The following is a 25,738-nucleotide window of genomic DNA, read 5'->3' as shown; positions in this document are numbered from 1 at the left end:
TCGGACGAGACTTGTGATCGCTCTGTGAAAGCTGCACGCTCATGCATCGACCGATCTTGCGCTTCCTGACAGCCGTTCTCGCCGGCGCGGCGATCGCGGGCGCGACGGCGGCCGACGCCGGCGAATTCGTCGTCAAGGCCACGACAATTCCCGAGATGAAGGCCGTCTTCGGCCAGGTCGAGAGCCGCATCGTGGTGCCGGCGCGTACCCGCATCGGCGGCTCGGTGCGCGAGCTTCGCGTCACGCAGGGCGACGAAGTCAGGGAAGGACAGGCAATCGCCGTCGTCGTCGACGACAAGCTCGCACTTCAGCTCAACGCCGCCGACGCCAAGATCGAGGCGCTCAACTCGCAGCTTGCGAATGCACGCGTCCAGCTTGAGCGGGCGCAGCAGCTCAGGGCGAGCGGATCAGGCACGCAGGTCAGCCTCGATCAGGCCAAGATGCAGTTCGAGGTCGCAACCAATCAGGTCGCGGCGGCCAAGGCGGAGAAGACCGTCATCGAACAGAGCGCGCGCGAGGGCACCGTCTTCGCGCCTGCAACGGGGCGGGTGCTCACAGTGCCGGTAACGCCCGGCTCCGTGGTCATGCCCGGCGAGGACATCGCCCGCATCGCGCCGGGACCGTATTATCTGCGGCTGTCGCTGCCGGAGCGTCATGCCAGCGAGATCGCACAGGGCGCCGACGTGACGGTCGGTGCGCGCGGGCTCACCGCGCCGGGCGGGCTATCCGCCGCGCATCGCGGCCGCATCGTCAAGGTCTATCCGGAGATCACCGACGGGCGCGTGATCGCGGATGTCGAGGTCGAAGGGATCGGCGATTATTTCGTCAACGAGCGCACGCTGGTGTCGATCCCGGTCGGCAAGCGTACGGTGTTGGCGGTGCCGGCGACGGCGATCCGCACCACCCATGGCGTCGATTATGTCCGCGTCGCCACCGACGCCGGCGCAATGGACGTCGCTGTCATTCTCGGCGAGACCTTCGCCGACAACGGCGCGGGACGCGTCGAGATTCTTACCGGCCTGCGCGACGGCGACCGGATCGTGCTGCCATGAAACTTGGCATCGCAGGCCACCTGACGCGCGTCTTCATCGCGTCGCCCCTCACGCCGCTGATCCTGCTGGCGGCGCTGGCGCTCGGGCTGGTCGCACTGGTGACGCTGCCGCGCGAGGAGGAGCCACAGATCTCGGTGCCGATGGTCGATATCCACGTCACCGCCAACGGCTTGAGAGCGGAGGACGCCGTCAAGCTGGTGACCGAACCGCTGGAGACCATCGTCAAGAGCATCGACGGCGTCGAGCACGTCTATTCGCAGACCGAGGACGACGGCACCGTGGTCACCGCGCGTTTCAAGGTCGGCACCAATCCGGACGCCGCCATTCTTAGGGTGCATGAGAAGGTTCGCGCCAACATGAACCGGATCCCGGTCGGGATTCCGGAGCCGCTCATCGTTGGCCGCGGCATCGACGACGTGGCGATCGTGGTCGTCACGCTCCGCCCGACGACGGCGGCCGCGTCCCGATGGACCGCGAACGGGCTGACTCGACTGGCCCGCGAGTTGCAGGTCGAGGTGTCGAAACTGCCCGACATCGGCCTCACCTATATCGTCGACGAGCAGCCGGAAGCGTTCCGCGTCGAGCCCGATCCCGAGCGGCTGTCGCTTTACGGCATCACCCTGCAACAGCTCGCCGCCAAGATCGAGGGCGCCAACCGCTCGTTCCGCATCGGCACCGTGCGCGAGGAGACGCAGCAGCGCGCCATCGTCGCCGGCCAGACCCTGCAGGCGTTGCCCGAGATCGGCAACATCCTGCTCACCGCGCGCGACGGCCGCCCGGTCTATGTGCGCGACGTCTCTCAGGTCGTGCTGGCGACCTCGCCGGCCGAGAACCGCGTCACCGATATCCGCAAGACGGCGGACGCTGGACTCGAACGCGCGCCCGCCGTCTCGCTCGCCATCGCCAAGCGCCCCGGCACCAATGCGGTGGTGATCGCCGACGAGATCGTGCGGCGGCTGGAGCAGACGCGCGGCCAGATCTTCCCCGAAGACGTGGAGATGACGATCACCCGCAATTACGGCGAGACGGCCAACGAGAAAGCCAACGAGCTTCTGTTCCATCTCGGCCTCGCGACGGTGTCGATCGTGGTGCTGGTCGCCGTCGCCATCGGCTGGCGCGAGGCGCTGGTGGTTGCGGTGGTGATCCCGACCACCATCCTGCTGACGCTGTTCGCCTCGTGGGTCATGGGCTATACGCTCAACCGCGTCAGCCTGTTCGCGCTGATCTTCTCTATCGGCATTCTGGTGGACGACGCCATCGTGGTGATCGAGAACATCGCCCGCCACTGGGCGATGCGCGACGGCCGCTCGCGCGCGCAGGCCGCGATCGACGCGGTCGCCGAGGTCGGCAATCCGACCATCGTCGCGACGCTGACGGTGGTGGCGGCGCTGCTGCCGATGCTGTTCGTGTCCGGCATGATGGGCCCCTATATGAGCCCGATTCCGGCCAACGCCTCGGCCGCGATGCTGTTCTCGTTCTTCGTTGCCGTCATCCTGACGCCGTGGCTGATGATGAAGCTCGGCGGCGATCACAATACTGCCGGCAAAGGCGATGAGGCGGCGAGCGGCGGCCGGCTCGGCCGGCTTTACGTCGCGGTCGCGAAGCCCGTTCTGGCGTCACGCCGGCGAGCGTGGATTTTCCTGGCTCTGGTCGGGGGGGCGACGCTGGCCTCGCTCGCGCTGTTCTACACCAAACACGTCACGGTGAAGCTCCTGCCGTTTGACAACAAGGCCAATCTTCAGGTCGTGCTCGACCTGCCAAAGGGGTCGTCGGTCGAGGACACCGACCGGGCGTTGCAAGCGATGGTCGACCGGCTCGCCCCGGTGCCGGAGATCGTCTCGTTCCAGACCTATGCTGGCACCGCCGCGCCGTTCGATTTCAACGGTCTGGTGCGGCATTATTACCTGCGCGCGGGTCCCGAGCAGGGCGATATCGCGATCAACCTTGTGCCGAAGGGAGCGCGCGCACGGGCGAGCCACGCCATCGCGCTGGACGTGCGCGAGCGCCTGCGCGGTATCGACCTCCCGCAGGGCACGATCGTCAAGGTAGTGGAGCCGCCGCCAGGGCCGCCGGTGCTGGGCACGCTGCTGGCCGAAATCTACGGCCCCGACCCCGACACAAGGCGCGCGGTAGCCGCCAAGGTGCGCACGGCGTTCAAGAGCGTCCCGTTCATCGTCGATGTCGATGACAGCTATCATAACCAGGCCGAGCGCGTGCGCGTCGCGATCAATCAGGACAATCTCGAATACTACAAGGTCGAGCAGGCCGACGTGTACGACACGCTGCGCTATCTCTACGGCGGCACGACGGTCGGCTATTCGCAACGTGGCGGCGGACGCTACCCGATCGCCATCCGCCTCGCGCTGCCCAAGGCGGGTGCGGTGATGGACGAGCGCGCTCTGACCACGCCGGTGCCCGCCAACGCGCTGCCGGGCGGCCGCGGGGTGGTCGAACTCGGCGATGTTGTCAGTGTCGCCCATGAGCCAGCGTCCTGGCCGATCTTCCGCCACAACGGCCGCCCCGCCGAGATGGTGCTGGGGGAGCTCGCCGGTGCCTATGAAGCGCCGATCTACGGGATGCTCGCGGTGCGCGATGCGATCGACCGGATCGACTGGGGCAGTCTGCCCAAGCCCGTGATCGCCTTGCACGGTCAGCCGGACGACGAAACTCATCCGACCCTGCTTTGGGACGGCGAATGGGAGGTGACGTGGGTGACCTTCCGCGACATGGGCGCGGCCTTCATGGTGGCCATCCTCGGCATCTACGTTCTCGTCGTCGCGCAGTTCGGCTCGTTCAAGCTGCCGCTGGTGATCCTGACGCCGATCCCGCTCACCTTCATCGGTATCATGCTCGGCCACTGGCTGTTCGCCGCGCCATTCACGGCTACCTCGATGATCGGCTTCATCGCGCTGGCCGGCATTATCGTGCGCAACTCGATCCTGCTGGTCGATTTCATCCGCCATGCGCGCCGGCCCGACCGGCCGCTGATCGACGTGTTGCTGGAGGCGGGCGCAATCCGCTTCAAGCCAATCCTGCTGACCGCGATCGCGGCGATGATCGGGGCGGCGGTCATCCTCACCGACCCGATCTTTCAGGGGCTCGCGATTTCGCTATTGTTCGGACTGGCGTCATCGACGGCCCTCACCGTGCTCGTCATCCCCGCAATTTATGTCGTGCTGAGAGGAGGCTCGAAGCCCGATCAGAGCCGGCAGGCACCGACGCCCCCCGAACCAACCCATGCCGGCTCGACATCAACCTGAAACATAGGAAGCCGTGAGGGACCATTTGAGAAATCGACGGCGTGAAACTGTCCGTCGTCAGACAATTTGAGACTCATCAGGCATTTCGTGAAGAGAGGCTCGCTCATCAGGGGTTAGAATTTTAGCGGCCCGCAGTCGATGCTGCAAGCGGCGGTTTGCGATGGTGGCAAGCTTGATACGTTTGCGTTCGGCGAGGATCGTCTCAGATCTGCCGAAGTAAACGTCGGCAGTTGTAACGTTGTCGATGCTCTCGTGGTAGCGGACGTGATTGTACAACAAGGTTTAAGAACGCCCACGAGACCGTTTTTCGAGAACTGCTCTATCATTGGCATCCGTGGTTCGGGATGTCGGTAGCGATCCACGAGGCAATCGACAAGGCCGATGGCGTCGTTTTCCGCTGCACGTTGAGCGGCTCGGCGGCGGACCGGTGGCTGGAAGTGCCAGCCTGGTTCGAGCGGGCGATGTGCCCCGATCCGCCGCGGCTGACCACATCGTCTTTTGTTAGCATGGATGCGCTGTCAGCGCTGTCCGATCTTCTCCAGCAGACACTGAAGCCGCCACTGTCTTCATCGAATGCGCCGTATTCTGGCGCACCCATATCCTCTCACGATCAGGATCGGGGAGAGGCCCATGATCATGCGAAGCTCGGTGCAACCGTCAGCGATGCCGACCGAACGACGACGGCTTCGGCAAAGCGACTGATCTCAACAGATCGATCTGTTCGCCCGCGGAACGCCGACGCAGACACCCGCATGGCGGGATTTGCCGGAACAGGTGCGGGATGTGCTGACTGCGTTGATGACGCGGCTGATCCTGGAACACGCTCGGATCAGCAGCGCGGCCTCACCGACGGAGGCGGGTCATGATCACTGACAAGGTCCGGCCGCACCATCTGGAGCGCAAGGCGCTGCTTTACGTACGGCAATCCTCGGCACATCAGGTGCTGCACAACCGCGAGAGCAGCGCGCTGCAGTACGCCATGCCGGACCGCCTGACGGCGCTCGGCTGGTCGGAGATCGAGGTTATTGATGATGATCTTGGCCGCTCTGCCGCCGGCGGAGTGCAGCGTGCTGGCTTCGAGCGCATGGTTGCCGAAGTCTGCCTCGGCAAGATCGGCGCTGTCTGCGCACGCGAGGTGTCGCGCTTCGCCCGCAACAGCCGAGACTGGCAACAGCTGATCGAGATGTGCCGCGTGGTCGACACCGTGCTGGTCGATCAGGAGACAATCTATGCGCCGAGGAGAGCTTATCGTCGCCGCGCCGGTGGGCTTCGTGAAGGCCGGTGACCGCTATGAGAAGGATCCAGGCCGGCGAGTGCAGGACGCGATCATGCTGGTCTTCGACAAGGTGCAAGAGCTTGACAGCGCGCGACAGGCGCTGTGCTGGTTCCATGAGCACGATGTCGATTTGCCGGTGAGGCAGAACAACGGGGACACGACCTGGCGGCATCCCAACTACGCCACCATCCACCGGATGATCGACAATCCGATCTACGGCGGAGCCTATGCCTATGGTAAGACTGCCGTAGCATCGGGATACAGCGCCGATGGCGTCAGCGTGAAGACCCATTGCAAGGCGCGGACTGATTGGCTGGCGCTGATGCCGAATGCGCACGAAGGATACGTAAGCTGGGAGAGGGCGGAGGCGATCCGCAAAATGGTTAGCAGCAACGCTCCCACCGGCCGGCATCATGGCGCGCCCAAGCATGGCGACGCGCTCCTCGCTGGGTTGATCCGATGCAACCGCTGCGGACGCAAGCTGACGCTGAAGTACACAGGCGCCAAGCACGGTATCCCGCGCTACAGCTGCAGCCGGGCCTGGATGGACAATGGCGCCCCTCACTGCATCGCCTTCGGCGGCCTGCGTGTTGACGACGCCATCGAGAATGCGATGCTGACTGTAGTGGGGCCCGGCGCGGTCGCCGCCGCTACAGCCGCCGAGACGGAGGCGAGCCAGCGGCGGGATCAGGTGCGCGACGCTCTCGGCCGCGACTTCGAAGCGGCGCGTTACGCCGCCGACCGCGCCTTTAGGCAATACGATGCTGCCGACCCAGCCAATCGGCTGGTCGCGGGCGAACTGGAGGCGCGCTGGAACAGGGCGCTCACGCATATGGCGGAGGTCGAGGCAAAGATCGCGGCACATGATGCAGCCGCGCCCGTTGCCGCCGTCGATCCTGTCGCGCTCGGTCTATTGGTGCGTTAAACCTCAAGACCGTCTGGACCGCACCGACGACCGATGCGCGGACCGATACAAGAGGCGGACAAACCCCTATTCTTGCAGGCGTCGACACCCAAAAGACAGTTTCCAAACCTCATCGAGCTGCCGACATCGTGGTGCGAAAACGAATCAGAGCGAAGATGAACAGTACGGTTCCAATTGCCGCGATTTTGGCTAGTTGCGGCCAGACGATGGCGATGCCAGCACCGCGGAAGATCACAGCCTGGGCGAAGCTTGTAAAGTGCGTTGAGGGCGCAGCTTGCATCAAGACCTGCAGAACCGGGGGCATGCCCTCGAACGGCGACGTGCCGCCAGACAGCATGTTCATGACGATAAAGAATGGGATCGCCAGCAGCCCGAACTGTGGCATTGAGCGTGCGAATGTCGATAGCATGATGCCAAGAGCCGTCATGGCGTAGAGGAAGAATGCCGAACCAACGAGAAATAGCGGAATCGAGCCAGAGACGACGACGCCCAGAATACCTTGCACAACCACATAGAGCGACAATGTCACCGCGAGCAGAATCGCCAGGCCGTTGGCCCAGATCTTGGCGATCATGATCTCGCCCGGCGTCACCGGCATCACGAGCAGATGCTCGATGGTGCCTCGCTCCCGCTCCCTGATGACGGCGGCGCCGGATAGAATGAGCGACAGCATGGTGATGTTGGATACGATCTGCATCACCGACATGAACCAGCTTGAATCGAGATTTGGATTGAACTTCGTTCGCATAGCCAACGTCACAGGCAGGCTTGAATTGCCGTCTGTGCGGCCGACGAAATTCGCCAATTGGCGGCTGATGATGCTCTGGATGTAGGCGGCACCGTTTCCGGCCAGTGTCATGGCGGTTGCGTCGACGTTGATCTGAAGGCGCGGCCTGCGGCCGGCAAGTACGGCGGCCTGGAAGTTCGGTGGAATATTTATGACGAAGGCATAAAGCCCACCATCCATGGCGGGATCGATCTGTTCAATGCCTAGCATGACTGGCTGCTTAAAGTATGGCTTGAGAAATGCCGCGTCAATCTGGCGAGACAAGTCCGATTGATCCTCGTCCACGATTGCGATCGATGCGTTGCGTACCTCCGTCTGAACCCCAGTGGCCACTGTGTAGATTGCAAACGTGAAGGTGAATACGAGTAGAAACACGAGTACGGGATCGCGCCGTAGGCTGTAAAGCTCCTTCAAGCCTAGCCGGTAGATGTTCTTGAGACGTCGGCGCATCAGACTTCCTGCTTTCTCAGCAGCAGCGTCGCTAAAATCCAGAACGCCATGCAGAATACAAGCAGCCACCAATAATCAGGGTAGAGGTTGGCAAAGCCCAAGCCTTTGTTGAATACGCCAGAGGTAATCTTCTGAAAATAGAGCGCAGGGAAGGCATGACCGACGATGCGGGCCCCACCTTCCAGCGTCGACACGGGATAGAGCATTCCGGAGAAGTTGAGACTCGGGATCATGACGATAATGGCGGATGCAAATATCGCGGCTAGCTGTGTCGATACAAACGAGGATATGACCAGACCTAATGACGTGGCGGCCGTGGCGAACAGCAGCGCCCCGAGCGCAAGGGCGGCGACGTTGCCACTCACGGATACCCCGAACAGCACAGTTGTCAGAATATACAGACTGAGAAAGCTGATTAACGCCACGCCGATGTAAGGCAATTGCTTGCCAACCAGGAATTCGATCTTGGTCGCTGGTGCGGCGTAGAGATTCATTATCGATCCAAGCTCCTTTTCCCTGACGACACCGAGAGCCGTCAACATGGTCGAAAACATGTACATCAGCAGCATCAGGACGCCTGGCGAAATGGCGTTGACGCTCAGGAATGCCTGATTGTAGCGAAGCCGCGTTTCGATGTCGGCGGGATAGAGCAGCGGCGTGCGGCCTGTTTCACGCCTAGAAAACTCGGAGAGATAGTTGGACAGAACGCCTTGAACGTAGCCGCGCGCAGATTCGGCCTGGAACGTATTGGCGCCATCGAACCATACGCCGACCTCCGGCGCGCGTCCCGACAGCAGGTCTTTGCCGAATTTCGGCGGTATCTCCAGACCGAATTTGATTTGACCCCGCAACATCTGTTCGTCGAGTTCCGCCTGCGAGGCGAGCCTTCCCCGCTGCTCGAAATAGCGGGAGCCTGAAAAGTAATCCAGGAAGGACTGGCTCTCCTGGGAACGATCCCGGTCGAGGGCTGCATAGGTGAGCTTTTCGACGTCGAAGGAAATTCCATTGGCCATGGCAATCGCCAGCACGATGGGTCCGAGCAGCGCAAAGACAATTCGGATCGGATCGCGGACAAGTTCCACGGCTTCGCGTTGGGCGAACGCCCACACACGGCTTGGATCGAACCAACGGCTGGACTTGGCTGACGTTGAGCGCGGTGCCGACTGTGGCTCGTCTGCGGCACTTGCAGCGACTGGTGGGGCATCGGCAGCGACGGCGTCCTCGAGATAGCCGATGAAGGCATCTTCCAGTGTCTGGGCTCCCCGTGTACGGCGCAGTTCATCGGGGGTGTCCATCGCCAATATCTTGCCGGCATGCATCAGCGATATCCGATCGCACCGCTCGGCCTCGTTTACGAAGTGTGTGGAAATGAAAATCGTCACTCCATCATCGCGCGATAATTGAATGAGCAGTTCCCAGAACCGGTCTCTCGCAATGGGATCGACTCCGGATGTGGGTTCATCGAGGATCAGCATTTCTGGCTTGTGCAGAACGGCAACGGCAAGCTGTAGGCGCTGCCTAACACCGAGCGGCATGCTCTCCGGCAATTCGCCCGCTACCTCGGAAAGTTCGAAACGACCGATCATCTCGTCGACCCGTTCCGTACTTTGGTCTGCGGGCAAGTCGAAGAGACTAGCGTGCAAGTCCAAGTTCTGCCGTACGCTCAGCTCAGAGTACAACGAGAATGACTGCGACATGTATCCTACGCGGCGGCGAGTCTCGATGTCGTTTGGATCGACCTCGTGGCCAAACAGCTTCGCGGTGCCCTCAGTGGGCGGCAACAAGCCAGTCAACATCTTCATCGTCGTCGTCTTGCCGCAGCCGTTTGAGCCGAGAAATCCGAAAATCTCGCCGCGCTCGATGCGGGCGGTGACGTGATCGACCGCCGTGAAATCCCCGAACCGCATCGTCAAGTCTTCTGCCTCGATGGCCGGCGGTCCTTGCGCCGCGACCCTCGGTGGCAGTACAACGGCTCTGTGGTTAGCGCGCTTGGCTTCCGGCAGAAGTCCGATGAATGCCTCTTCCAACGTGTCGCGTTGAGCCTGGCGCTTGAGTTCATCGGCCGTGCCGATTGCGAGGATCTGGCCCGCATCCATCGCGATGAGGTGGTTAAAACGTTCGGCTTCCTCCATGTAAGCCGTGGCAACTATCACACTCATCGTCGGCCGGCGCGCATGGATGCGCTCGATCAGCTCCCAAAATTGCTTGCGTGACAGCGGATCGACACCGGTCGTCGGCTCATCGAGAATGAGAAGATCGGGATCGTGAATCAGCGAGCAGCACAGTGAGAGCTTCTGCTTCATACCGCCTGAAAGCTTGCCTGCAGGCCGGTCGGCGAACGGATCAAGGCCGGTAGAGCGCAGTAAGTCGGCAATCCGCCACTCACGTTCCGTGGCTGACTGCCCGAACAATCGTCCGAAGAAGTCGACATTCTCGACGACCGATAGCGTTGGATAGAGGTTGCGGCCAAGACCTTGCGGCATGTAGGCGATGCGGGCACACACGTCAGCGCGGTGCCGGTGAGCCGCCATGTCGCCGCCAAGAACATGTACGTTTCCTGACTGGATCTTGCGCACACCAGCTACCAGAGCCAGAAGCGTCGACTTGCCGACACCATCGGGACCAATGAGGCCGACCATGCGCCCTGCCGGAATATCGATTGATACTGCGTCGAGAGCTTTGGTGGCAGCGTATTTATGAGTGACGGCCGCCAAGCGCGCAACACAGGCCGCTTCATCGCTCATTTCGGCTGAAGCTCCGCTGGCGGCAGTTTAACCTGGAGGCTAGTGGGCCATACTGCATCGCGCACTAGCTTGACATAGGCCACACCAGTAATGCCGGCCTTCACACGGCTCGCATACCGCTTCAGAATATCCTCCGGCACCTTCACTTTGACCCGGAACGTAAGTTTCTCGCGTTCACTCTTGGTCTCAACGTATTTGGGTGTGAATTGAGCATCCGAGGCCACGAACGAGACGGTTGCAGGTGCGACATACTGGGGGAGTGCGTCAGGAACAATCCGCGCCTCTGCGCCCAACTCGAGCTGTCCGGCGTCCTTGGTCGGCAGAAAGATCGTCATGTAGACATCCTTCATGTCGAGAAGCGTCAGAACCTTGCCGCCGGCACCAAGAACTTCGCCGGGCAGTGCGAGACGATACTGCACGCGACCGTCGCGCGGCGCGGTCAGAACATAGTCTTTCAAGTTCTCCTTAATACGCTCGGCCCTGGCAACTGCTGCCTCGATCGCGGCTTTGGCTAGCCCTATGCCGGCAGTGGCGGAATTGACCGCGGATTGCGCTGTCATCATCGCTGCTCGCCGCTGATCGACCTTCTCTTGTGGCGTATAGCCTTTCGCACCCAGGGTCTCTGATCGTTCGAACTCCTGTGTCGTCAAAACCAACTCGCTTTTCCTCTGGGCTAGAAGCGCGATGGCCTGATCCAGCTGCTGCTCGCTTTGACGAGCCGCCGCGTCAGCCTCGCGCAATTGGGCTTCAAGCTCCGCCGTATCGATTTTCGCAAGTACCTGCCCTGCTTTGACGGTATCACCCTCCGCGACCAAGACCTCTTTCACGCGGCCGGGGAACTTGGTCGCGATATCGATGCGCTCGGCTTCAAGCCGGCCATTAGATTTTGCAAATCCAGCGGGTAATTCGACGAGCCTGAACTTGATCCAAGCCGCATAGCCGCCACCAGCGACGGCGACAAGTGCCAACAGAACGAGCAGCTTTCTCCACATCTTTTTCACGCTTGTGGCTTTCTGTCGACAATTAGTTGCTTCTTGCTCGGCCGCTGCAAGTCCCTAAATCCTTTTAATTGAAGCTCCAGCAACCTGCGCCCTTCTTCGACGAGATCGAAGTTGCGAGCGTTGAGCGACCAACGCATAGCGAGTCCTTGAACAAGCGCCAGGACAAGATAGGCGGCATCGTCCGCGTCTAACGTTTTGTCGAACCGGCCCCTTTCGATTTCTGCAGCGATCAGCCCTGAGATATAAGCTTGGCGGCTCGCAATCATTCCGGCGAAAAAGGCTCGCAGCGTATCGCTCTTCACATGCAGCTCGCGCGAGAACAGGATAGCTGTAATGGCAGGCGTTTTTTGTACGAAGGACAGATGGCCAGTTACAAAAGCGCGCAGCTGATCAATCGGCTGACTCTGCTTCCTGTCGTTCCTGACCGAAATCGCATGCAACCGCTCACTAATGCACTCGGCCACCGCCTCCCAGATTTTCGCCTTAGTCGGGAAATGGCGAAAAATCCCGGGCTGTGAGATACCGACCGCCTCGGCCAACACCTCCGTCGACAGTCGGTCCGGGCCGATGTCGTCGGCGAGGCGCAGAGCCGCATCGACAATCTCGATCTTGCGGTCCTCAGCGCTTTTCCTGACACGCACCGTCATAGAATTTTGCCTTTATCAAATCGCGCGTGAAGTCGGGACAATAGAGGTAATTCTCCGGAACTACGGAGTTTGTGGCCATTTAGATATTTGAAGAACTCAACTTTCCGCAGCGGAGGCCGCTCGGGTTGTCACGACGACTGCAATGCGCGGTCTTACTGACACCCGCGACAATCAGGGATTGCTGATGCCTCTTGGGGAATGTGCGCAATAGCGTCTTGGTCCTCCTTGACAGCTTAACTAAGTGAGTTAGTTATCACTTACTACAAGACAGTCAAGCGCGCCTAACGATTGTGATCGCGGTCTTCCGAGCCTGGATTCTTCAGTGATGACCCCGACCTGGGATTGACAATTGCCTATCTTGGAAAGGACTGCCGATGAAAAAGCGATGACAAGGGAGACGGATTCATCGCGTCCAAATTGGGCAATCATAGCTGCCTTAGTTGCAATCGCTTTCGGCGTGCTGACAATTATTTCGGGTGGCCGCGCGCTGTTGGCGATGCTGCAGCCAGGGCCACCGTTGGCAACGCGGTCCCATTTGTACTCTGGTTCAATTTCGTAGCGGGTTTTTGCTACATTCTTGTCGGAGCCGGTCTCTATCTCTGGCGACGATGGGCGCCCCGCGCTACGTCCCCCGAGCCTGACAATCTTGCTCTGGATTGGCGACGTAGAAATTCTCATCCGGGGACAATGCGCGGCGGCGGGCGCCGCTCTGCCACAAGCCAACTGCCATATGGAAGTTCAATGTTCCAGCGGCTGCCAGCCGGCATGGTCAAAATGCTCGCCATATTGAGCGAGCGCCCGCACGATCTTCATGGCACCTTGATTACGACGGGTGCCGGTCTTCAGATCGGCCGCGCCATCGATGATCTGCTCGAGGATCAGCTGAAGCTGCTGGTCGGCCTGCTCCGGCAGCTTGCAGTTTCCGAGCACATAGTCGATCTGCGTTTGAATACGCGTCGCCAGGGCGTCAGATTGCGCAGGCGTGAAGTCATTGTTGTGAATGGGCTTCAGCGATTGCGTCATAGCAACACGGATTTCGCCCATGCCGCGGCGCAGGACATCATCCGTCGGCCACTTCTTGCCGTGGTCTAGGCGCAGCTGAATTGTCACGGCTGATCCGTCATGCGCGTGCGGTTCAGCAGCTAGGGCAGACGGCCCCACGATAAACCCGAATGCGAAGATTGCGGGTATGAGCGATTTGGTCAGAAAGAGCACCCGGTTTTTCTCCGAAAAGATTTCTTTGCTCGCAGTTTAGGAACGTAACGACTGTTGATCGCGGCAGCAGTAGTTGGCGTCATCCTCCCGATTGGCGCGATTCTTTGGGCGGCGCACGTGATCAAATATCCCGCGCCACGCCAGGGGCTCTTGGCCACGTCGACGCCAAATTAACTGATCGCCCATCGAATTAATATCGCTGAGAAAGACTTGCTCCAGCTGATATAGATCAACTCAGGCTTGGCTATGGTGATCGAATGAGCTTGCTTGCGCACAGAACGCTGCGATGGCTGCCTTTGTCGTCGGAGAGGCTCCCCGAGCAAGAGCCCCCGATCCATTCAAGACCGTTTACTCCGACGCGCCTGATTGATCAAAAGGCGGTAAGCATAGGTGATGACAGCGCTGGGGAAGTCCCGGGTTCTGTTGAATTTCTGAAGAGGTCGGCGTTGCCCCACCTTGAGCCGGTAGGCTCGGGGTGCTGATTCCACAAGGAGAGCAACGCCATGACGAGAGATATCACACCGGCTGGTTTGCCGGCGGCCGGAGCTGTGGACGAACGATGATGGAGGCGGATGTCACGGCGGCCTGCGGGCCGCGCCACGCTCGCGATGCGGCGCGGCGGGCACACCGTTGGGGCCGAACACGGGGACGGATCGGCTTCCACAGCGGCAGATCGAGGTCGAGCGCCCGCGGGCTCGGGGCGTGGATGGCCGCGAGATCATGATCCCGAGTTGGGAAGCGGCGGCGCAGGAGGACTGGCTCGGTCGCTGGGCGATGAACCTGATGCCGATCAATGTGTCGACGCGCCGGTTCGGCCGCGCTGTCCGGCTGCCCGAGGGTGATGTGCCGGCACCGCCCGGATCGGGGGTTTCGAAGTCGGCGGCCTCGCGGAGGTTCGTCGCGCTGTCGGCGGCGCGGCTGGCGGACTTCATGGCTGCCGATCTGTCCGCGCACGACCTTCTGGTGGTCCATTGTTGTCACATCTGCTTATCGAAGTGCAATATCGGCGCCATGTATTACCACCGCACCATCGCGGACCGATTTACGTACCGGGCCGGCGCTATTCCTCGGTTCCGCAAGCGCCGGTACAGAGCCCGTCACAGTTACTGGCGTACGAGAGGATGTATCATGGTGGGGCCTGTCCGGTTCTGCCCATAAATCGCTGATCGAAATCAAGACCCGACGCGAGAGCCGGGTCTTTTTCAGCTTCGTCACTCCGCGCTTGAGCTGCTCGATCTCGAGCTATTCGGCTTCATCTGGCCGTTGCCAGGAAAGGCGTGCTGCAGATCGTCCGAGAACTTCTTCACGCAGTCGCGCTACTGCGATGTGGAAACGTTCAGGTCCTGCGATGCCTGTACTTTCGATACACCTCGATCCTTGATCAGCCGCCTGGCTCAAGCCTTAATTCCCGCGTAAACTTCCATCCAATGACGCCAGCACGAGCATGGCCCGCAGATTAAGCAAACGAGGACTTAGCCATTGTCGGACCGCTTAAGCCAAACCTTCCGCTTTATGGAGGCCGTGGAGCACACGAAAACTGCAGCCGAGATCGAAGATTGCCTTCTGGGACTCGCGGCGGGGTTCGGCTTCACCGGTCTCTTCGGTGGAATCGTGCCGACACGACCAGCACCACTGGCTGAACTTCGCTCACGAATCTTATTCCAGCGCTTTCCAGGACAATGGTTAGACCGCTATAGCAGGAAGGGATACGTATTTCGCGATCCGATCATTCAGCACCTTTTTCATGAACGGGCGCCGTTCAGATGGCACGAGGGCTACGAGAGCTGTCCTCAACGAAGCAATGTCAGGCTGATAGAAGGCGAAGCCGCGGAATTCGGACTGCGCGACGGTTACGTCGTGCCGATTTCAACAATTGACGGTGAGATTGTGTCTTTGTCGTTCGGCGGACCGGAAACACTTCCGGTTTCGGCTGATCTATCAATTCTGAACTTTGCGGCCAGCTACGCCTTGGGCCAACATCTCCATCGCATTGCGACCTGGCGGCACGTCAATAGCAATCTGACCGCACGGGAATGGGATTGTTTGCTTTGGGCGGGCGAGGGAAAGACGAACTGGGAAATCTCGGCGATTCTTGGAATCTCAAAATCAACCGTGACCAAGCATATCATGGCGGCGCGCGAGAAACTTGGTGCAGTTAGCAAAGCTCATGCCATTGCCATGGCGATTCGGACGAAGCTCCTTCGCTGAAAGCGTTGCCATTGTTGGCTTCTAGCTCGCTAACGATCTTTCCTGCTCAGCGCGAGCGCTCGTAAGTGCATCTGCGGGGCCGGAAAGCGTAGTGATTTCACTCCATAGATTACGGTTCCTTCGGAGACTATTCTGGTTCCATCGGAATCAATTGGCCGGTATTATGGTTCGATCGGAGTCTTTGAAAACAAGCCGCCGGCTCATTGGTGCGAAGGCTGGAGATGGCAACTTGGGGCAGGGCACTCGCTGTAAAAATGAAAGCTTTAGAGTTGAGCATCAAAGGTGAAAGTAAAGGCCGCTAGAACAATGGCACAAGAGCCTGGATCGATTATCAGGCCCCCGGCAACAGGCCGCGCTCGATTAAGGTAGTCCGCGCCCGCACGATAGTCGTCCCATGGTGTTTTTGTTCTCCGCTGAAGGCCAATTGTCGGCAAATTTGGCAGCAGGCTGTTGCCAAGGAACCTCGCCGTACGCACGCAAGAGCTATCGCCAATTTTTGGTGACGGCCGGTCAGGCGGCGGTTGTGGGCTGACGGTCAGTCGGTTTGGCGATGACCTCGATCCCGTCGTTGAATGTCACACCGAGGACGAGTTTTGGACCCTTTTATTTTAATAGCTGTGCCTGTCGCGAATCAAATCCGAAGATATTGCTGATTCAGCCCGCCCAAGAAGAATACGCCCGCTCGATCAACTGTCTGCGGTAGGAGGCGCATCCTTATAGTGAATTCATATGCGACAGCAGCACATGACGAAGATGCTGCTCGCTCAACACAATAACATGATCAAGGCACTCCCGTCGGATCGAACCGATCAGCCGTTCATCATAGTTGTTTCTGCCATGGGGTCCGCCGCGACGTCGGTCGATCGCGAATGCCCAACGATCGAAGCCTTCGAATGAAAGCCGCGTCAGCATTAGTGACGACCGCGGAAAGACCGCTCATCGGCGCGAACGGTACCGTTAAGCCGTCGGTCATTCTGATCACGATATCGAGGGCGCTTTCGGAAGCCGCGCAAAGGAACGCTCCCGGCTTGGCCGGAATTCGCAGATTGAGTTCGAAGAGGGCTACTAATCAGCAGCCCTCTTGCGGCCGGAGATCATGGACGCGACCAGGTTTTCACGATGCTGGAAGCTCATGATCAGCACGCCGATGACGTGCGCCACGACGAGGCCAACGGTCAGATTGGCCAGGAACTTGTGGACGTGTTCGATCAACTTGGAGCCCCAGTAAGAGTCCGTGGTCATCATGTAGCCCGTGGCGCCCGTGCCGGCCAGCGCGATCAGGAGCGCGACGATCATCGCACCGCCCGCTGGATTGTGGCCGATATAGCGCGGAGCCCTGAGCATCACGAGGTCGCGAACATAGGCGAGGACCTCTCGCGGCGGACGAACGAAGTTAGAAAACCGCGCATGCCGCGGACCGACGAAGCCCCAGACGATGCGGGCCGCGAGGAGCCCAGCGATGACGTAGCCGGTCGCGATGTGCACCCGTTCGAGCTCGTCGCCGGTGGCGTAGGCGATCACGAAACAGGCAACCAGGAACCAGTGGAAGATCCGGACGAATGGATCCCAGACTTTGACCGTGGCCGGCGGCATCGCGCCGCCGGCTCCGATCATATTGCTCACGGTTCTCATTTGCGAATCGTCACATCTGGCCGATGATCTGGCCGTTGGTCGGGTCCACGAACAGCTCGACCCGGTTGCTGTTTTTGTCGAGCGTGTAAAACTCGCCGCAGGTATTCTTGAGCTTGGCTTTCTGGACCTTGTAGCCTTGAGCCTCGACCTTGGTCTGCAACTGCTCCACCGGGAGCCACTGGGTCTCGGGGGCCGACGTGCACGGCTTGCCGAGGCTGCCAGCCTGGGCGGCGGCCGCCCCGAGCGTCACGGCGGCAATGGTAAGGATCGCTATCTTGCGCATAGGTGTCTCCTGACAATGGCCGGCCGCACCATGCGCCGGCGATGCGGGCAACTTTGCCAGAAGCGGCCTGACCGCCGCCTGTTGACCCAGGTCAGCGATTTGTCAGGTGATATCTGGCATCCATGTCTTTCGGAGAGTGAGTTGCTTTCATGTGCCTACGTCTGCGCCGAGTTTGTGCCCTGATCCTTGTGGCGGTTCTTCTGGCCGCGAGCAGCGGGTTGCCGGCATTCGCTCACGACCACGATGACGCACGACGGGCTGTCGAAGCCGGTGAGATCCGTCCTCTTACAGACATTCTGAATATCGTCAGGGGCAAGCTTCCCGGCGACGTCGTCGGCGTGAAGCTCGAACGGGAAGCCGGCGCCTGGCTGTACGAGTTGCGCGTCGTCGACGACAAGGGGCGGCTGTTCGAGATCCACGTCGATGCCCGCAGCGGCGAAGTCGAGCGAACCAAGGAGAAGTGATGCGCGTGCTTGTTGTAGAGGACGACCAGCGGATCGCAACGGATGTCTCGCGCACGCTCAAAGCGTCCGGTTACGTGGTCGAGACGGTTGCGAACGGCGAAGACGCTTGGTTCCTCGGCGACACCGAGGACTATGGAGCCGTCATTCTCGATCTTGGCTTACCCGGAATCGATGGTCTCGCGGTCCTGAAGCGTTGGCGCGCCAACGGACGCCACATACCTGTCCTCGTTCTCACTGCGCGAGGAAGCTGGGCCGAGCGAGTGGACGGAATCGACGCCGGCGCCGACGATTACCTGCCGAAGCCATTCCGGATGGAGGAGTTGCTGGCGCGGCTGCGGTCCATCGTGCGGCGCTCAGCGGGGCATAGTTCCTCGGTTATGACCGCGGGCGAAATCACCCTGGACGAGCGGCGGATGAAGGTGACGCGACGAGACGTGCCGATTGCGCTTTCGCCGCTTGAGTACAGGCTTATCGCTCATCTCCTCCGGAATCGAGGGCGGGTCGTCTCGCAGCAGGAGCTTGATGAGAACGTCTACGGTCACGGGGAAGAGCACGACTCCAACACGCTCGAGGTGCTTGTCGGTCGCGTGCGCAAGAAGCTCGGCGCTGATGTGATCGAAACGCGGCGCGGCTTCGGTTATCTGATGCCGGAGGCCCCCGCATGAACCGGCATTCGCTCAAACTGCGGCTCGTCGCCGGCGGCCTCATGGCCATCCTGATCGCGCTTGCGATTGCCGGTGGCGCGCTCATCGTTCTTTTCGAGCGTCATGTCTCACGCACCCTGGCTCAAGATCTCGACGTTCATCTGAAGCAGCTTCTCGCGGGCATCGACGTCGACCCGCAAGGCAAGCTGGTGCTGATGCAGACGCCGGTCGATCCACGCTTCGCCGAGCCTCTCTCCGGACTTTACTGGCAGGTCGGCGATGACCGCGGGCAGCTTCTGCGCTCGCGCTCGCTCTGGGATTCCACCATCGAACTCCCGGCGGATCGGCTGAGCCCTGGCGAAACGCACCAGCACCAAGCGTCGGGACCTGGGGGCCAGCGCGTGCTGGTCGCCGAGCGCGCCGTCACGCTTTCCGCAGATGGGAAGCCGGTGATCGTTCGCCTTGCGGTCGCCGAGAACCTGGCGAGGGTGTCGGCGGCGACCTCGGCCTTCGCCAAAGATCTCGCGCTCGCGCTCGTGCTTCTCGGCTGCGTGCTGGCTCTTGCGACATGGGTTCAGGTGGGCGTCGGCTTGCATCCGCTGGTCACTCTGCGCCGCGGCGTGGCCGACATCAGAGCAGGACGGATCCAGCATCTACCGTCCTCGGTCCCGACCGAAGTTCGTCCCCTCGTCGAGGAAGTCAATGCATTCATTGATGCGCAGGCGAGGGAGATCGAACGGTCCCGCGGCCGCGCCGCCGATCTGGCTCACGGACTGAAAACGCCGCTTGCGGCTCTTGCAGCGGATGCGTCGCGCCTCCGTGATCGGGGTGAGCCCGCCATCGCCCGGGATATCGAAGCCGTCGGGGAAGCCATGGGCCGCCACGTCGACCGTGAACTCGCCCGGGCCAGGGTTCGCGGGCGAACGCGTGGCGTCCCCGCAGCGTCCACATTCGTGAAACCACTCGTGGAATCCATCGTCGCGACTGTGTCGCGCACTCCCGACGGCGCGCGAGTGAGGTTCGAGAACCTCATCGCCGACGATCTTTGCGTCCCGCTCGACCGGACTGATCTTGCGGAGGTTCTGGGTAATCTGATCGAGAACGCGGCCCGGCATGCCGCAAGATTGGTCCGCATCACCGACGGAAGCCAATTATCCCTTGTCGTCGAAGACGACGGCGAAGGCATCGAACCAAGTCACATGTCACGCGTGCTCGCGCGCGGTGTCCGTCTCGACGAGCGAGGCAGTGGCGCGGGTCTGGGACTTGCCATCGTGCAAGATGTCCTAGATGCGTACGGCTGGGGGCTGGAGCTCTCCAGGTCGGAGCTCGGCGGCCTGAAGGCGGTAATCGCTCCGATGTCCGAAAGCGACCGTTATCGTCGCAGAACGAAAGGGGGATCGTCAACCTCGGAAGCGATCCCGCCCATTCAGAGTTAGAATATCCATCCAGAGGGATAGGATAAGTACATGATGACGAAGCAGCACATCCACGAAAGCCATGCCCCGATCGTCAAGCGCCTGAAACGCGCGGAAGGCCACCTTCGCTGCGTCGTCGAGAGGTTCGACGACGGCCGTTCCTGCCTGGAACTGGCCCAGCAAGTAAATGCGACCGAGAAAGCAATCACAAAAGCAAAGCGGACGCTCGTCCACGATTACGTGGACACTTGCCTTGACGTCGCGGTCAACGGCGACTCCTCGAAGCCGACGAAGAACGTGCCTGCCGACTTCAAGGCGATTGCGCGCTACCTCTGACCGGAAGCCGGCCGATGTCTTCTCGAAAGTCCATATTGTTGCTGGGTCTTGCCGCCATCGTCGCGGCTGGCGCGTTCGCGGCCTGGGGACCGGGAGCGCCGGCGCTGCGCAAGACGACGAGTCTGGTCGCGGCGGAGCCGCCACAACAATCCAGGCCACAGGGGGAGAAACAAAACCCCGTCATTCGGATGGACGAAGAACGGATCGCGTTGGCCAAGATCGAGCAGGTCAAAGTCGGCCCGGCGACCATGGCGACGAGACTGTCGGTTCCGGCTGTCGTCGCACCCGATGCCGATCGCGTCGCCCACGTGTCGGTAAAGCTGTCAGGAACCGTCGCCGAGCTTCGCAAGAACATCGGCGACGAGGTCGAGAAGGGCGAGGTCCTTGGAGCGCTGGAGAGCAGGGAGGTCGCCGACGCGAAGAGCGAGTACATGGCCGCGCGACTGTCGAACGATCTGCAGCAGGATTTGGCTGCCCGCGACAAAGCGGCGTGGGGCAGCAGCAAGGCGATACCCGAGCAACAATACATCAGGTCGCGCAACGCCGCGTCGCAGACGGCCATGCGTCTCGACATCGCTCGGCAAAAGTTGCTCGCGCTGGGGGTCGACGAAAGCGAGATTGCCGCGATCCCACAGGCGCCCGAGGAAACGCTCCGGCTTCAGAACGTCCGTGCGCCGATCTCTGGACGGGTAGCGGAACGTAAGGTCGACCTCGGGACCGCTGTGGGGAGGGACAACCTCGAGACCGAACTCTTCGTCATCGTTGACCTTAGTAGGGTCTGGGTCGAGATGGCGGTCAATTCGTCTGATCTGCCTGTGGTCCGCGAAGGGCAAAGCGTCGTCGTGTCCGTCCGCGGCGGCCCCGTAGGAGCGGGCAAGATTATCTTCGTCAGCCCGTTGCTCGACAAGGACACGCGGGCGGCGCGCGTCGTCGCCACCCTGGATAACCCCGATCGACTCTGGCGTCCCGGATCGTTCGTGACGGCAGCCATCGCCGTGGACTCGCGCCCGGTCTCTGTGGCGGTGCCAGCGGTCGCCGTGCAGAGCGTGAATGGGCGCAAGGTCGTCTTCGTGCGGACCGCCGAGGGATTCGAGAAGCGGGACGTGGTGCTCGGTCTTCGCGACGATGGGATGGTTGAAGTCACCTCTGGGCTTGCTGCCGGCGAAACGATCGCGTCTTCGAATACCTTTCCACTGAAAGCCGAACTCTCCAAACCGGGCGTCGAGGACTGAGATGATCGCGCGCATCGTCGATTTCTCGGTCAGGCGCCGATGGCTGGTACTGCTGGTCACTTTGGTTGCTGCGGTCACCGGTCTCTGGTCGCTGACCAGGTTGCCGATCGACGCGGTTCCAGACGTGACCAACGTCCAGGTGCAGATTAACGCGGTGGCGCCGGCGCTGACGCCAGTCGAAATCGAGAAGCAGGTCACGGTCACGCTGGAAACGGCGCTGGCCGGCATACCCGGCCTGGAGTCGACACGTTCCTTTTCGCGGAACGGTTTCGCACAGGTGACCGTCGTGTTCGTTGACGGCACGAACATCTACTTTGCGCGTCAGCTCGTCGCCGAGCGCATTAACGACGCCAAATCCTCGCTACCCCCGGGCGTGGAGGTAAAAATGGGGCCGGTCTCGACCGGTCTCGGTGAAATCTACTGGTGGGCCGTCGAATACGAAAAGCCCGGCGCTACCGCGCCCGTTCGCGACGGCCAGCCCGGCTGGCAGAGCGACGGCAGCTATCTGACGCCGGAGGGCGAGAGATTGACCGACGACTTCCGCCGGACGGTCTACCTCAGGACGGTACAGGATTGGATCGTCCGGCCACAGATGAAGACGGTGCCCGGCGTGGCCGGCGCCGACGCGATCGGCGGTTTCGTCAAGCAGTATCAGGTGCAGCCGGATCCAGCGAAGCTCATCGGCTACGGCCTCTCCTTTAAGCAAGTCATCGAGGCGATCGAAGCCAACAACGCCAGCCGAGGCGGCAACTACATCGAGCAGAACGGCGAGGGCTACGTGGTCCGCGCTGCCGGGCGCGTCGAGAACGTGGAGGACATAGGACAGATCGTCGTCTCGACCCGGAATGGGGTGCCGGTACGGATCAGGGACGTCGCCGATGTCACCATCGGGAGGGAGTTGAGATCCGGAAGCGCCAGCGTAAACGGACGCGAGGTCGTGCTCGGAATAGCCCTGATGCTTATTGGGGAAAACAGCCGCACCGTCGCTGCCGCGGCGGACGCCAAGATCAAAGAGATCACCAAGATGCTACCACCAGGCATCCACGCCCGAACGGTGCTCAACCGCACGCAACTCGTCGACGCCACGATCCACACGGTTGCGACCAATTTGGCCGAAGGCGCGCTGCTGGTAATCGCCGTTCTGTTCCTGATGCTCGGCAACTTCCGGGCGGCCCTGATCACGGCCTGTGTCATTCCGATCACGATGTTGCTGACCGCGACGGTCATGCTGCGGGGGCACATCAGCGCGAACCTGATGAGCCTTGGCGCGCTCGACTTCGGCCTGATCGTCGACGGCGCCGTGATCATCTGCGAGAACAGCCTCAGGCACCTCGCCGAGCGGCAGATGGCCCTCGGACGGGCGCTTTCGGGCGACGAACGCCTCAAGACGATCACCGCGTCCGCGGTCGAGATGATCCGGCCGACTGTCTATGGCCAGCTCATCATCATCCTCGTCTACGTCCCGCTGCTCACCTTCTCCGGCGTGGAGGGCAAAACGTTCGAGCCGATGGCCCTGACGGTGATGATCGCGCTGGCGACGGCCTTCGTAGTTTCCCTGACCTTTGTCCCGGCCGCGACAGCGATCATCCTGACAAGGCCCGTGAGGGAGAGCGAGAACTTCCTCGTTCGCCGGCTGAAGGATGCGTACGTGCCGATCCTGTCCCGAAGCATCGGAAATCCCGGCCTGGTCATCACAGCGGCGGCCGTCCTCTTTGCCGCCTCGCTCGTCCTGTTCTCCCGCCTGGGGCAGGAACTCACGCCGACGTTGGACGAGAAGAACATCGTCATGGAGGTGAAACGCGTACCGAGCACCGCGCTGGCCCAGGCTCAGGCCATGCAGCTCGAAATCGAGAAGGTGATCAGCAAATTCCCTCAGGTCGCGTTCGTGTTCTCGCGAACCGGCACGCCGGATCTTGCGGCTGATCCGATGCCGCCCAGCGCATCGGACACCTACATCATCGTCAAGCCGCAACGCGACTGGCCCGATCCCTCGATGACGAAGGATGATCTCATCCACGCAATCGAGTCGGAAGCGACCAAGCTCCCCGGCAACAAGGTGGGCTTCTCGCAGCCAATCGAGATGCGCTTCAACGAGCTCATCGCCGGCGTCCGCGAGGACCTCGGAGTCAAGGTATTCGGCGACGACTTCTCCGCGATGCAGCGGACCGCGTCACGCATCGCGGACGTCCTGAGAAAGATCGACGGCGCCGAGAGCGTGAAAGTCGAAGAAACCAGCGGACTGCCGTTCCTGGAGATCCGGATCGACAAGGCCGAGATCGCGCGGCGCGGTCTCAATCTCGCAGACGTTCAGGACCTGATCGAGACCGCCGTCGGCGGACGCGCGGCGGGACTGGTATTCGAGGGAGACCGGCGCTTCCAGATTGTGGTCCGGCTGAACGACGCGCTACGCAACGACATCTCCGCGCTCGAAAACCTCCCGGTGCCGTTGCCGCATTCCAATCCGAACGCGCCGGCTCCGACCGTGCCGCTGCGCGCAGTCGCAACGTTCGAGCAAACGGAAGGGGCCAACCAGATCAGCCGCGAGAACGGCAAGCGGCGCGTTGTTACCACAGCCGAAGTCCGCGGCCGGGACATCGGGTCGCTGGTCGCTGAGGCCCAGACGAAGGTTGCGGAAGAGGTGAAGCTGCCGCCGGGGAGCTACTTGGCCTGGGGCGGGCAATTCGAAAATTTCTCGGTCGCACGCCAGCGGCTCGTGATTGTCGTCCCCGCATGCTTCGCGATGATCTTCCTGCTCCTCTTCGGCGCATTGGGGTCGGCGCGCGATGCACTCCTCGTCTTCAGTGCCGTGCCGCTCGCGCTGACCGGCGGGATTGCTGCGCTGTGGCTGCGCGGCATGCCGTTCTCTATATCTGCCGCGGTCGGCTTCATCGCCTTGTCGGGCGTGGCCGTTCTCAACGGGCTGGTGATGTTGACACAGATCCGGTCGCTGATCGATAGCGGCGTGCCGCTTATCCAGGCAATCTACGACGGAGCGCAGACGCGTTTCCGTCCCGTCGTCATGACGGCGCTGGTGGCGTCACTCGGCTTTGTACCGATGGCGCTGGCCACGGGGACAGGCGCGGAAGTGCAGAAGCCCATCGCAACCGTCGTCATCGGTGGACTGCTGACGGCAACGGTGCTGACGCTTGTGGTGCTCCCGGCGCTTTATGCGCGTTTCGCCCCGCGACGTTCGGAATTGGATAACGCGAATGACATTGCGACGAGTCGCGCAGCCGAATAGGTTCAATTCTTGAGAACCTGTTGCCATCTCTTTGCGGCGCAGGTCATTGCGTTGATTGGCACAGGGCTAATGACGGTCGCGTTTGGCCCTGGTGGCCTTCAAGATGGCAGGCAACGAGACGCGCATGCGAAGCGGCGTGTGCACGTCTTTGTGAAAATTCCCTTGGTGGAGGACCGAATGATCGTCCGCATCCTCTTATTGGCATGTTCTCTTCTACTTGCGAGCGAGCTGCCGGCGGCATCCCAACAGCCTAAGGATGATCCCTGGAATCCTCAGCACATAGATGCACTGCCACCCGACATCCGTAACTATATAGCGGTAATCTGCAAGGGACCGGCTAAGGCGCAGCATGATTTCGCGACCTATTCTCCAACTGAGAGGCGTTGGCGAATAAACCTCGAATATCTTCAATGCGATGGTCTCCGCGATTTCCGACGAGGACACCAATGTCTCGACGTAGATTTTATCCAGGTTGGCTCACGATTCCGGCTTGCCTCAAAGCAATATCGAGAATGCGGCTTCTGATGCCGAGCCGCATCCCGGCCGTCACACGTCCTTGAACTCGCGAACCAACTGGGATTCAGTTGACCTCGCGCAAAAAGAGAACCGGCCGGCGAAGTAGCATTGGGTTCCTTCAACGATGGAGCAAGCCGATGCAGAAAGTCTGGTCCAAACGGTCGCCGCTCTCTCCCTTCTACCCGGGACAGTATGGGCGCAGGCGCCGTCAGATGCCGAAGGCTACTATGGGTGGAGGCACATGATGGGGTGGGGCGGAGGGTACGCCATGATCTTCGGTCCGTTGTTCATGATCCTTTTTCTCGCAGTCCTAGAGCATTTTCCGACCGGAATGAATCGTTTGGGATTCCCAAAACGGCGCGAGTCAGATTCAAGCTGCATGCTGGCGAAGGAGGCCAGCATGCATGGCC

Annotated in this window: 20 protein-coding genes and 2 pseudogenes; 14 read left to right on the top strand and 8 right to left on the bottom strand. The window is 61.2% G+C overall.

Annotation, left to right across the window (positions count from 1 at the left end):
* Positions 1-41: 41 nt before the first annotated feature.
* Together B2M20_RS17925 and B2M20_RS17920 are read left to right on the top strand one after the other, a co-directional pair.
* Positions 42-1,052 (top strand): efflux RND transporter periplasmic adaptor subunit, encoded by a 1,011-nt coding sequence (locus B2M20_RS17925; RefSeq protein ID WP_087881224.1) that lies wholly within the window; start codon positions 42-44, stop codon positions 1,050-1,052.
* A complete protein-coding gene (locus B2M20_RS17920; protein WP_079448377.1) occupies positions 1,049-4,312 on the top strand; it encodes an efflux RND transporter permease subunit in 3,264 nt (1,087 codons plus the stop codon). Before B2M20_RS17925 ends, B2M20_RS17920 begins: the two co-directional genes overlap by 4 nt.
* Before the next feature lie 123 nt (positions 4,313-4,435).
* Here the strand turns inward: B2M20_RS17920 and B2M20_RS20450 are convergent.
* Positions 4,436-4,585, bottom strand: a pseudogene (locus B2M20_RS20450) (IS3 family transposase); the annotation flags it as partial.
* A 71-nt stretch (positions 4,586-4,656) separates the two neighbouring features.
* Here B2M20_RS20450 and B2M20_RS17910 point away from each other — a divergent pair.
* Genes B2M20_RS17910 through B2M20_RS17900 form a run of 3 tightly spaced genes read left to right on the top strand, consistent with a single transcriptional unit; the run spans position 4,657 to position 6,513 of the window.
* Complete coding sequence (locus tag B2M20_RS17910; RefSeq protein WP_079448375.1) at positions 4,657-5,178, top strand: hypothetical protein; 522 nt, start codon at positions 4,657-4,659, stop codon at positions 5,176-5,178.
* Positions 5,175-5,597, top strand: coding sequence for a recombinase family protein (locus tag B2M20_RS17905; protein WP_079448374.1), 423 nt, complete (start codon positions 5,175-5,177; stop codon positions 5,595-5,597). The genes B2M20_RS17910 and B2M20_RS17905 overlap by 4 nt, the downstream gene beginning before the upstream one ends.
* Positions 5,542-6,513, top strand: a complete 972-nt coding sequence (locus B2M20_RS17900) for a recombinase family protein (protein WP_079448373.1) — start codon at positions 5,542-5,544, stop codon at positions 6,511-6,513. The genes B2M20_RS17905 and B2M20_RS17900 overlap by 56 nt, the downstream gene beginning before the upstream one ends.
* 109 nt (positions 6,514-6,622) lie before the next feature.
* Here the strand turns inward: B2M20_RS17900 and B2M20_RS17895 are convergent, their stop codons facing one another.
* The 5 genes from B2M20_RS17895 to B2M20_RS17875 form a co-directional block, all read right to left on the bottom strand.
* Positions 6,623-7,750, bottom strand: coding sequence for an ABC transporter permease (locus tag B2M20_RS17895; RefSeq protein ID WP_079448372.1), 1,128 nt, complete (start codon positions 7,748-7,750; stop codon positions 6,623-6,625).
* A complete protein-coding gene (gene rbbA / locus B2M20_RS17890) occupies positions 7,750-10,494 on the bottom strand; it encodes a ribosome-associated ATPase/putative transporter RbbA (protein ID WP_079448371.1) in 2,745 nt (914 codons plus the stop codon). The genes B2M20_RS17895 and rbbA overlap by 1 nt, the downstream gene beginning before the upstream one ends.
* Positions 10,491-11,486: an HlyD family secretion protein gene (locus B2M20_RS17885; protein WP_079448420.1), complete on the bottom strand. Its 996-nt coding sequence runs from the start codon at positions 11,484-11,486 to the stop codon at positions 10,491-10,493. The genes rbbA and B2M20_RS17885 overlap by 4 nt, the downstream gene beginning before the upstream one ends.
* A 5-nt stretch (positions 11,487-11,491) precedes the next feature.
* On the bottom strand, positions 11,492-12,142 hold the full coding sequence (locus tag B2M20_RS17880; RefSeq protein ID WP_079448370.1) for a TetR/AcrR family transcriptional regulator: 651 nt from the start codon (positions 12,140-12,142) through the stop codon (positions 11,492-11,494).
* A 738-nt stretch (positions 12,143-12,880) separates the two neighbouring features.
* Positions 12,881-13,252, bottom strand: a complete 372-nt coding sequence (locus B2M20_RS17875; protein ID WP_244553587.1) for a hypothetical protein — start codon at positions 13,250-13,252, stop codon at positions 12,881-12,883.
* Positions 13,253-13,860: 608 nt separating this feature from the next.
* Here B2M20_RS17875 and B2M20_RS17870 point away from each other — a divergent pair.
* The 3 genes and pseudogenes from B2M20_RS17870 to B2M20_RS19695 form a co-directional block, all read left to right on the top strand.
* A pseudogene (locus B2M20_RS17870) lies at positions 13,861-14,326 on the top strand (IS256 family transposase); the annotation flags it as partial.
* Between the two features lie 510 nt (positions 14,327-14,836).
* Positions 14,837-15,565, top strand: coding sequence for a helix-turn-helix transcriptional regulator (locus B2M20_RS17865; RefSeq protein ID WP_244553586.1), 729 nt, complete (start codon positions 14,837-14,839; stop codon positions 15,563-15,565).
* A 744-nt stretch (positions 15,566-16,309) separates the two neighbouring features.
* On the top strand, positions 16,310-16,462 hold the full coding sequence (locus B2M20_RS19695) for a hypothetical protein (RefSeq protein ID WP_210189132.1): 153 nt from the start codon (positions 16,310-16,312) through the stop codon (positions 16,460-16,462).
* 168 nt (positions 16,463-16,630) lie between these two features.
* On the opposite strand, the gene B2M20_RS17860 is transcribed toward B2M20_RS19695, so the two are convergent.
* A complete protein-coding gene (locus B2M20_RS17860; protein ID WP_079448418.1) occupies positions 16,631-17,179 on the bottom strand; it encodes a cytochrome b/b6 domain-containing protein in 549 nt (182 codons plus the stop codon).
* Positions 17,180-17,207: 28 nt separating this feature from the next.
* On the bottom strand, positions 17,208-17,480 hold the full coding sequence (locus B2M20_RS17855; RefSeq protein WP_079448368.1) for a PepSY domain-containing protein: 273 nt from the start codon (positions 17,478-17,480) through the stop codon (positions 17,208-17,210).
* 149 nt (positions 17,481-17,629) lie between these two features.
* On the opposite strand from B2M20_RS17855, the gene B2M20_RS17850 reads away from it, so the two are divergent.
* The 6 genes from B2M20_RS17850 to B2M20_RS17825 are packed head-to-tail and all read left to right on the top strand — an operon-like array spanning position 17,630 to position 24,812.
* Positions 17,630-17,944 carry a PepSY domain-containing protein gene (locus B2M20_RS17850; RefSeq protein ID WP_079448367.1) on the top strand — a complete coding sequence of 105 codons (315 nt, stop codon included), beginning with the start codon at positions 17,630-17,632 and terminating at the stop codon, positions 17,942-17,944.
* Positions 17,944-18,609, top strand: a complete 666-nt coding sequence (locus tag B2M20_RS17845; protein ID WP_079448366.1) for a response regulator transcription factor — start codon at positions 17,944-17,946, stop codon at positions 18,607-18,609. The genes B2M20_RS17850 and B2M20_RS17845 overlap by 1 nt, the downstream gene beginning before the upstream one ends.
* Complete coding sequence (locus B2M20_RS17840) at positions 18,606-20,024, top strand: sensor histidine kinase (protein WP_079448365.1); 1,419 nt, start codon at positions 18,606-18,608, stop codon at positions 20,022-20,024. The genes B2M20_RS17845 and B2M20_RS17840 overlap by 4 nt, the downstream gene beginning before the upstream one ends.
* Before the next feature lie 33 nt (positions 20,025-20,057).
* Positions 20,058-20,339 carry a metal-sensing transcriptional repressor gene (locus B2M20_RS17835; RefSeq protein WP_079448417.1) on the top strand — a complete coding sequence of 94 codons (282 nt, stop codon included), beginning with the start codon at positions 20,058-20,060 and terminating at the stop codon, positions 20,337-20,339.
* Positions 20,340-20,353: 14 nt separating this feature from the next.
* Positions 20,354-21,571, top strand: a complete 1,218-nt coding sequence (locus B2M20_RS17830) for an efflux RND transporter periplasmic adaptor subunit (protein WP_079448364.1) — start codon at positions 20,354-20,356, stop codon at positions 21,569-21,571.
* Position 21,572: 1 nt separating this feature from the next.
* The gene (locus tag B2M20_RS17825) at positions 21,573-24,812 is read left to right on the top strand and encodes an efflux RND transporter permease subunit (protein WP_079448363.1); all 3,240 of its coding nucleotides are present in this window, start codon (positions 21,573-21,575) and stop codon (positions 24,810-24,812) included.
* The last annotated feature ends 926 nt before the right edge of the window (positions 24,813-25,738 follow it).

This window comes from Nitrobacter vulgaris (assembly GCF_002028545.1).
Taxonomy (GTDB): domain Bacteria; phylum Pseudomonadota; class Alphaproteobacteria; order Rhizobiales; family Xanthobacteraceae; genus Nitrobacter; species Nitrobacter vulgaris.
Note: the sequence above shows the minus strand (reverse complement) of the source record. Positions and strands in the feature narration are given on the sequence as shown.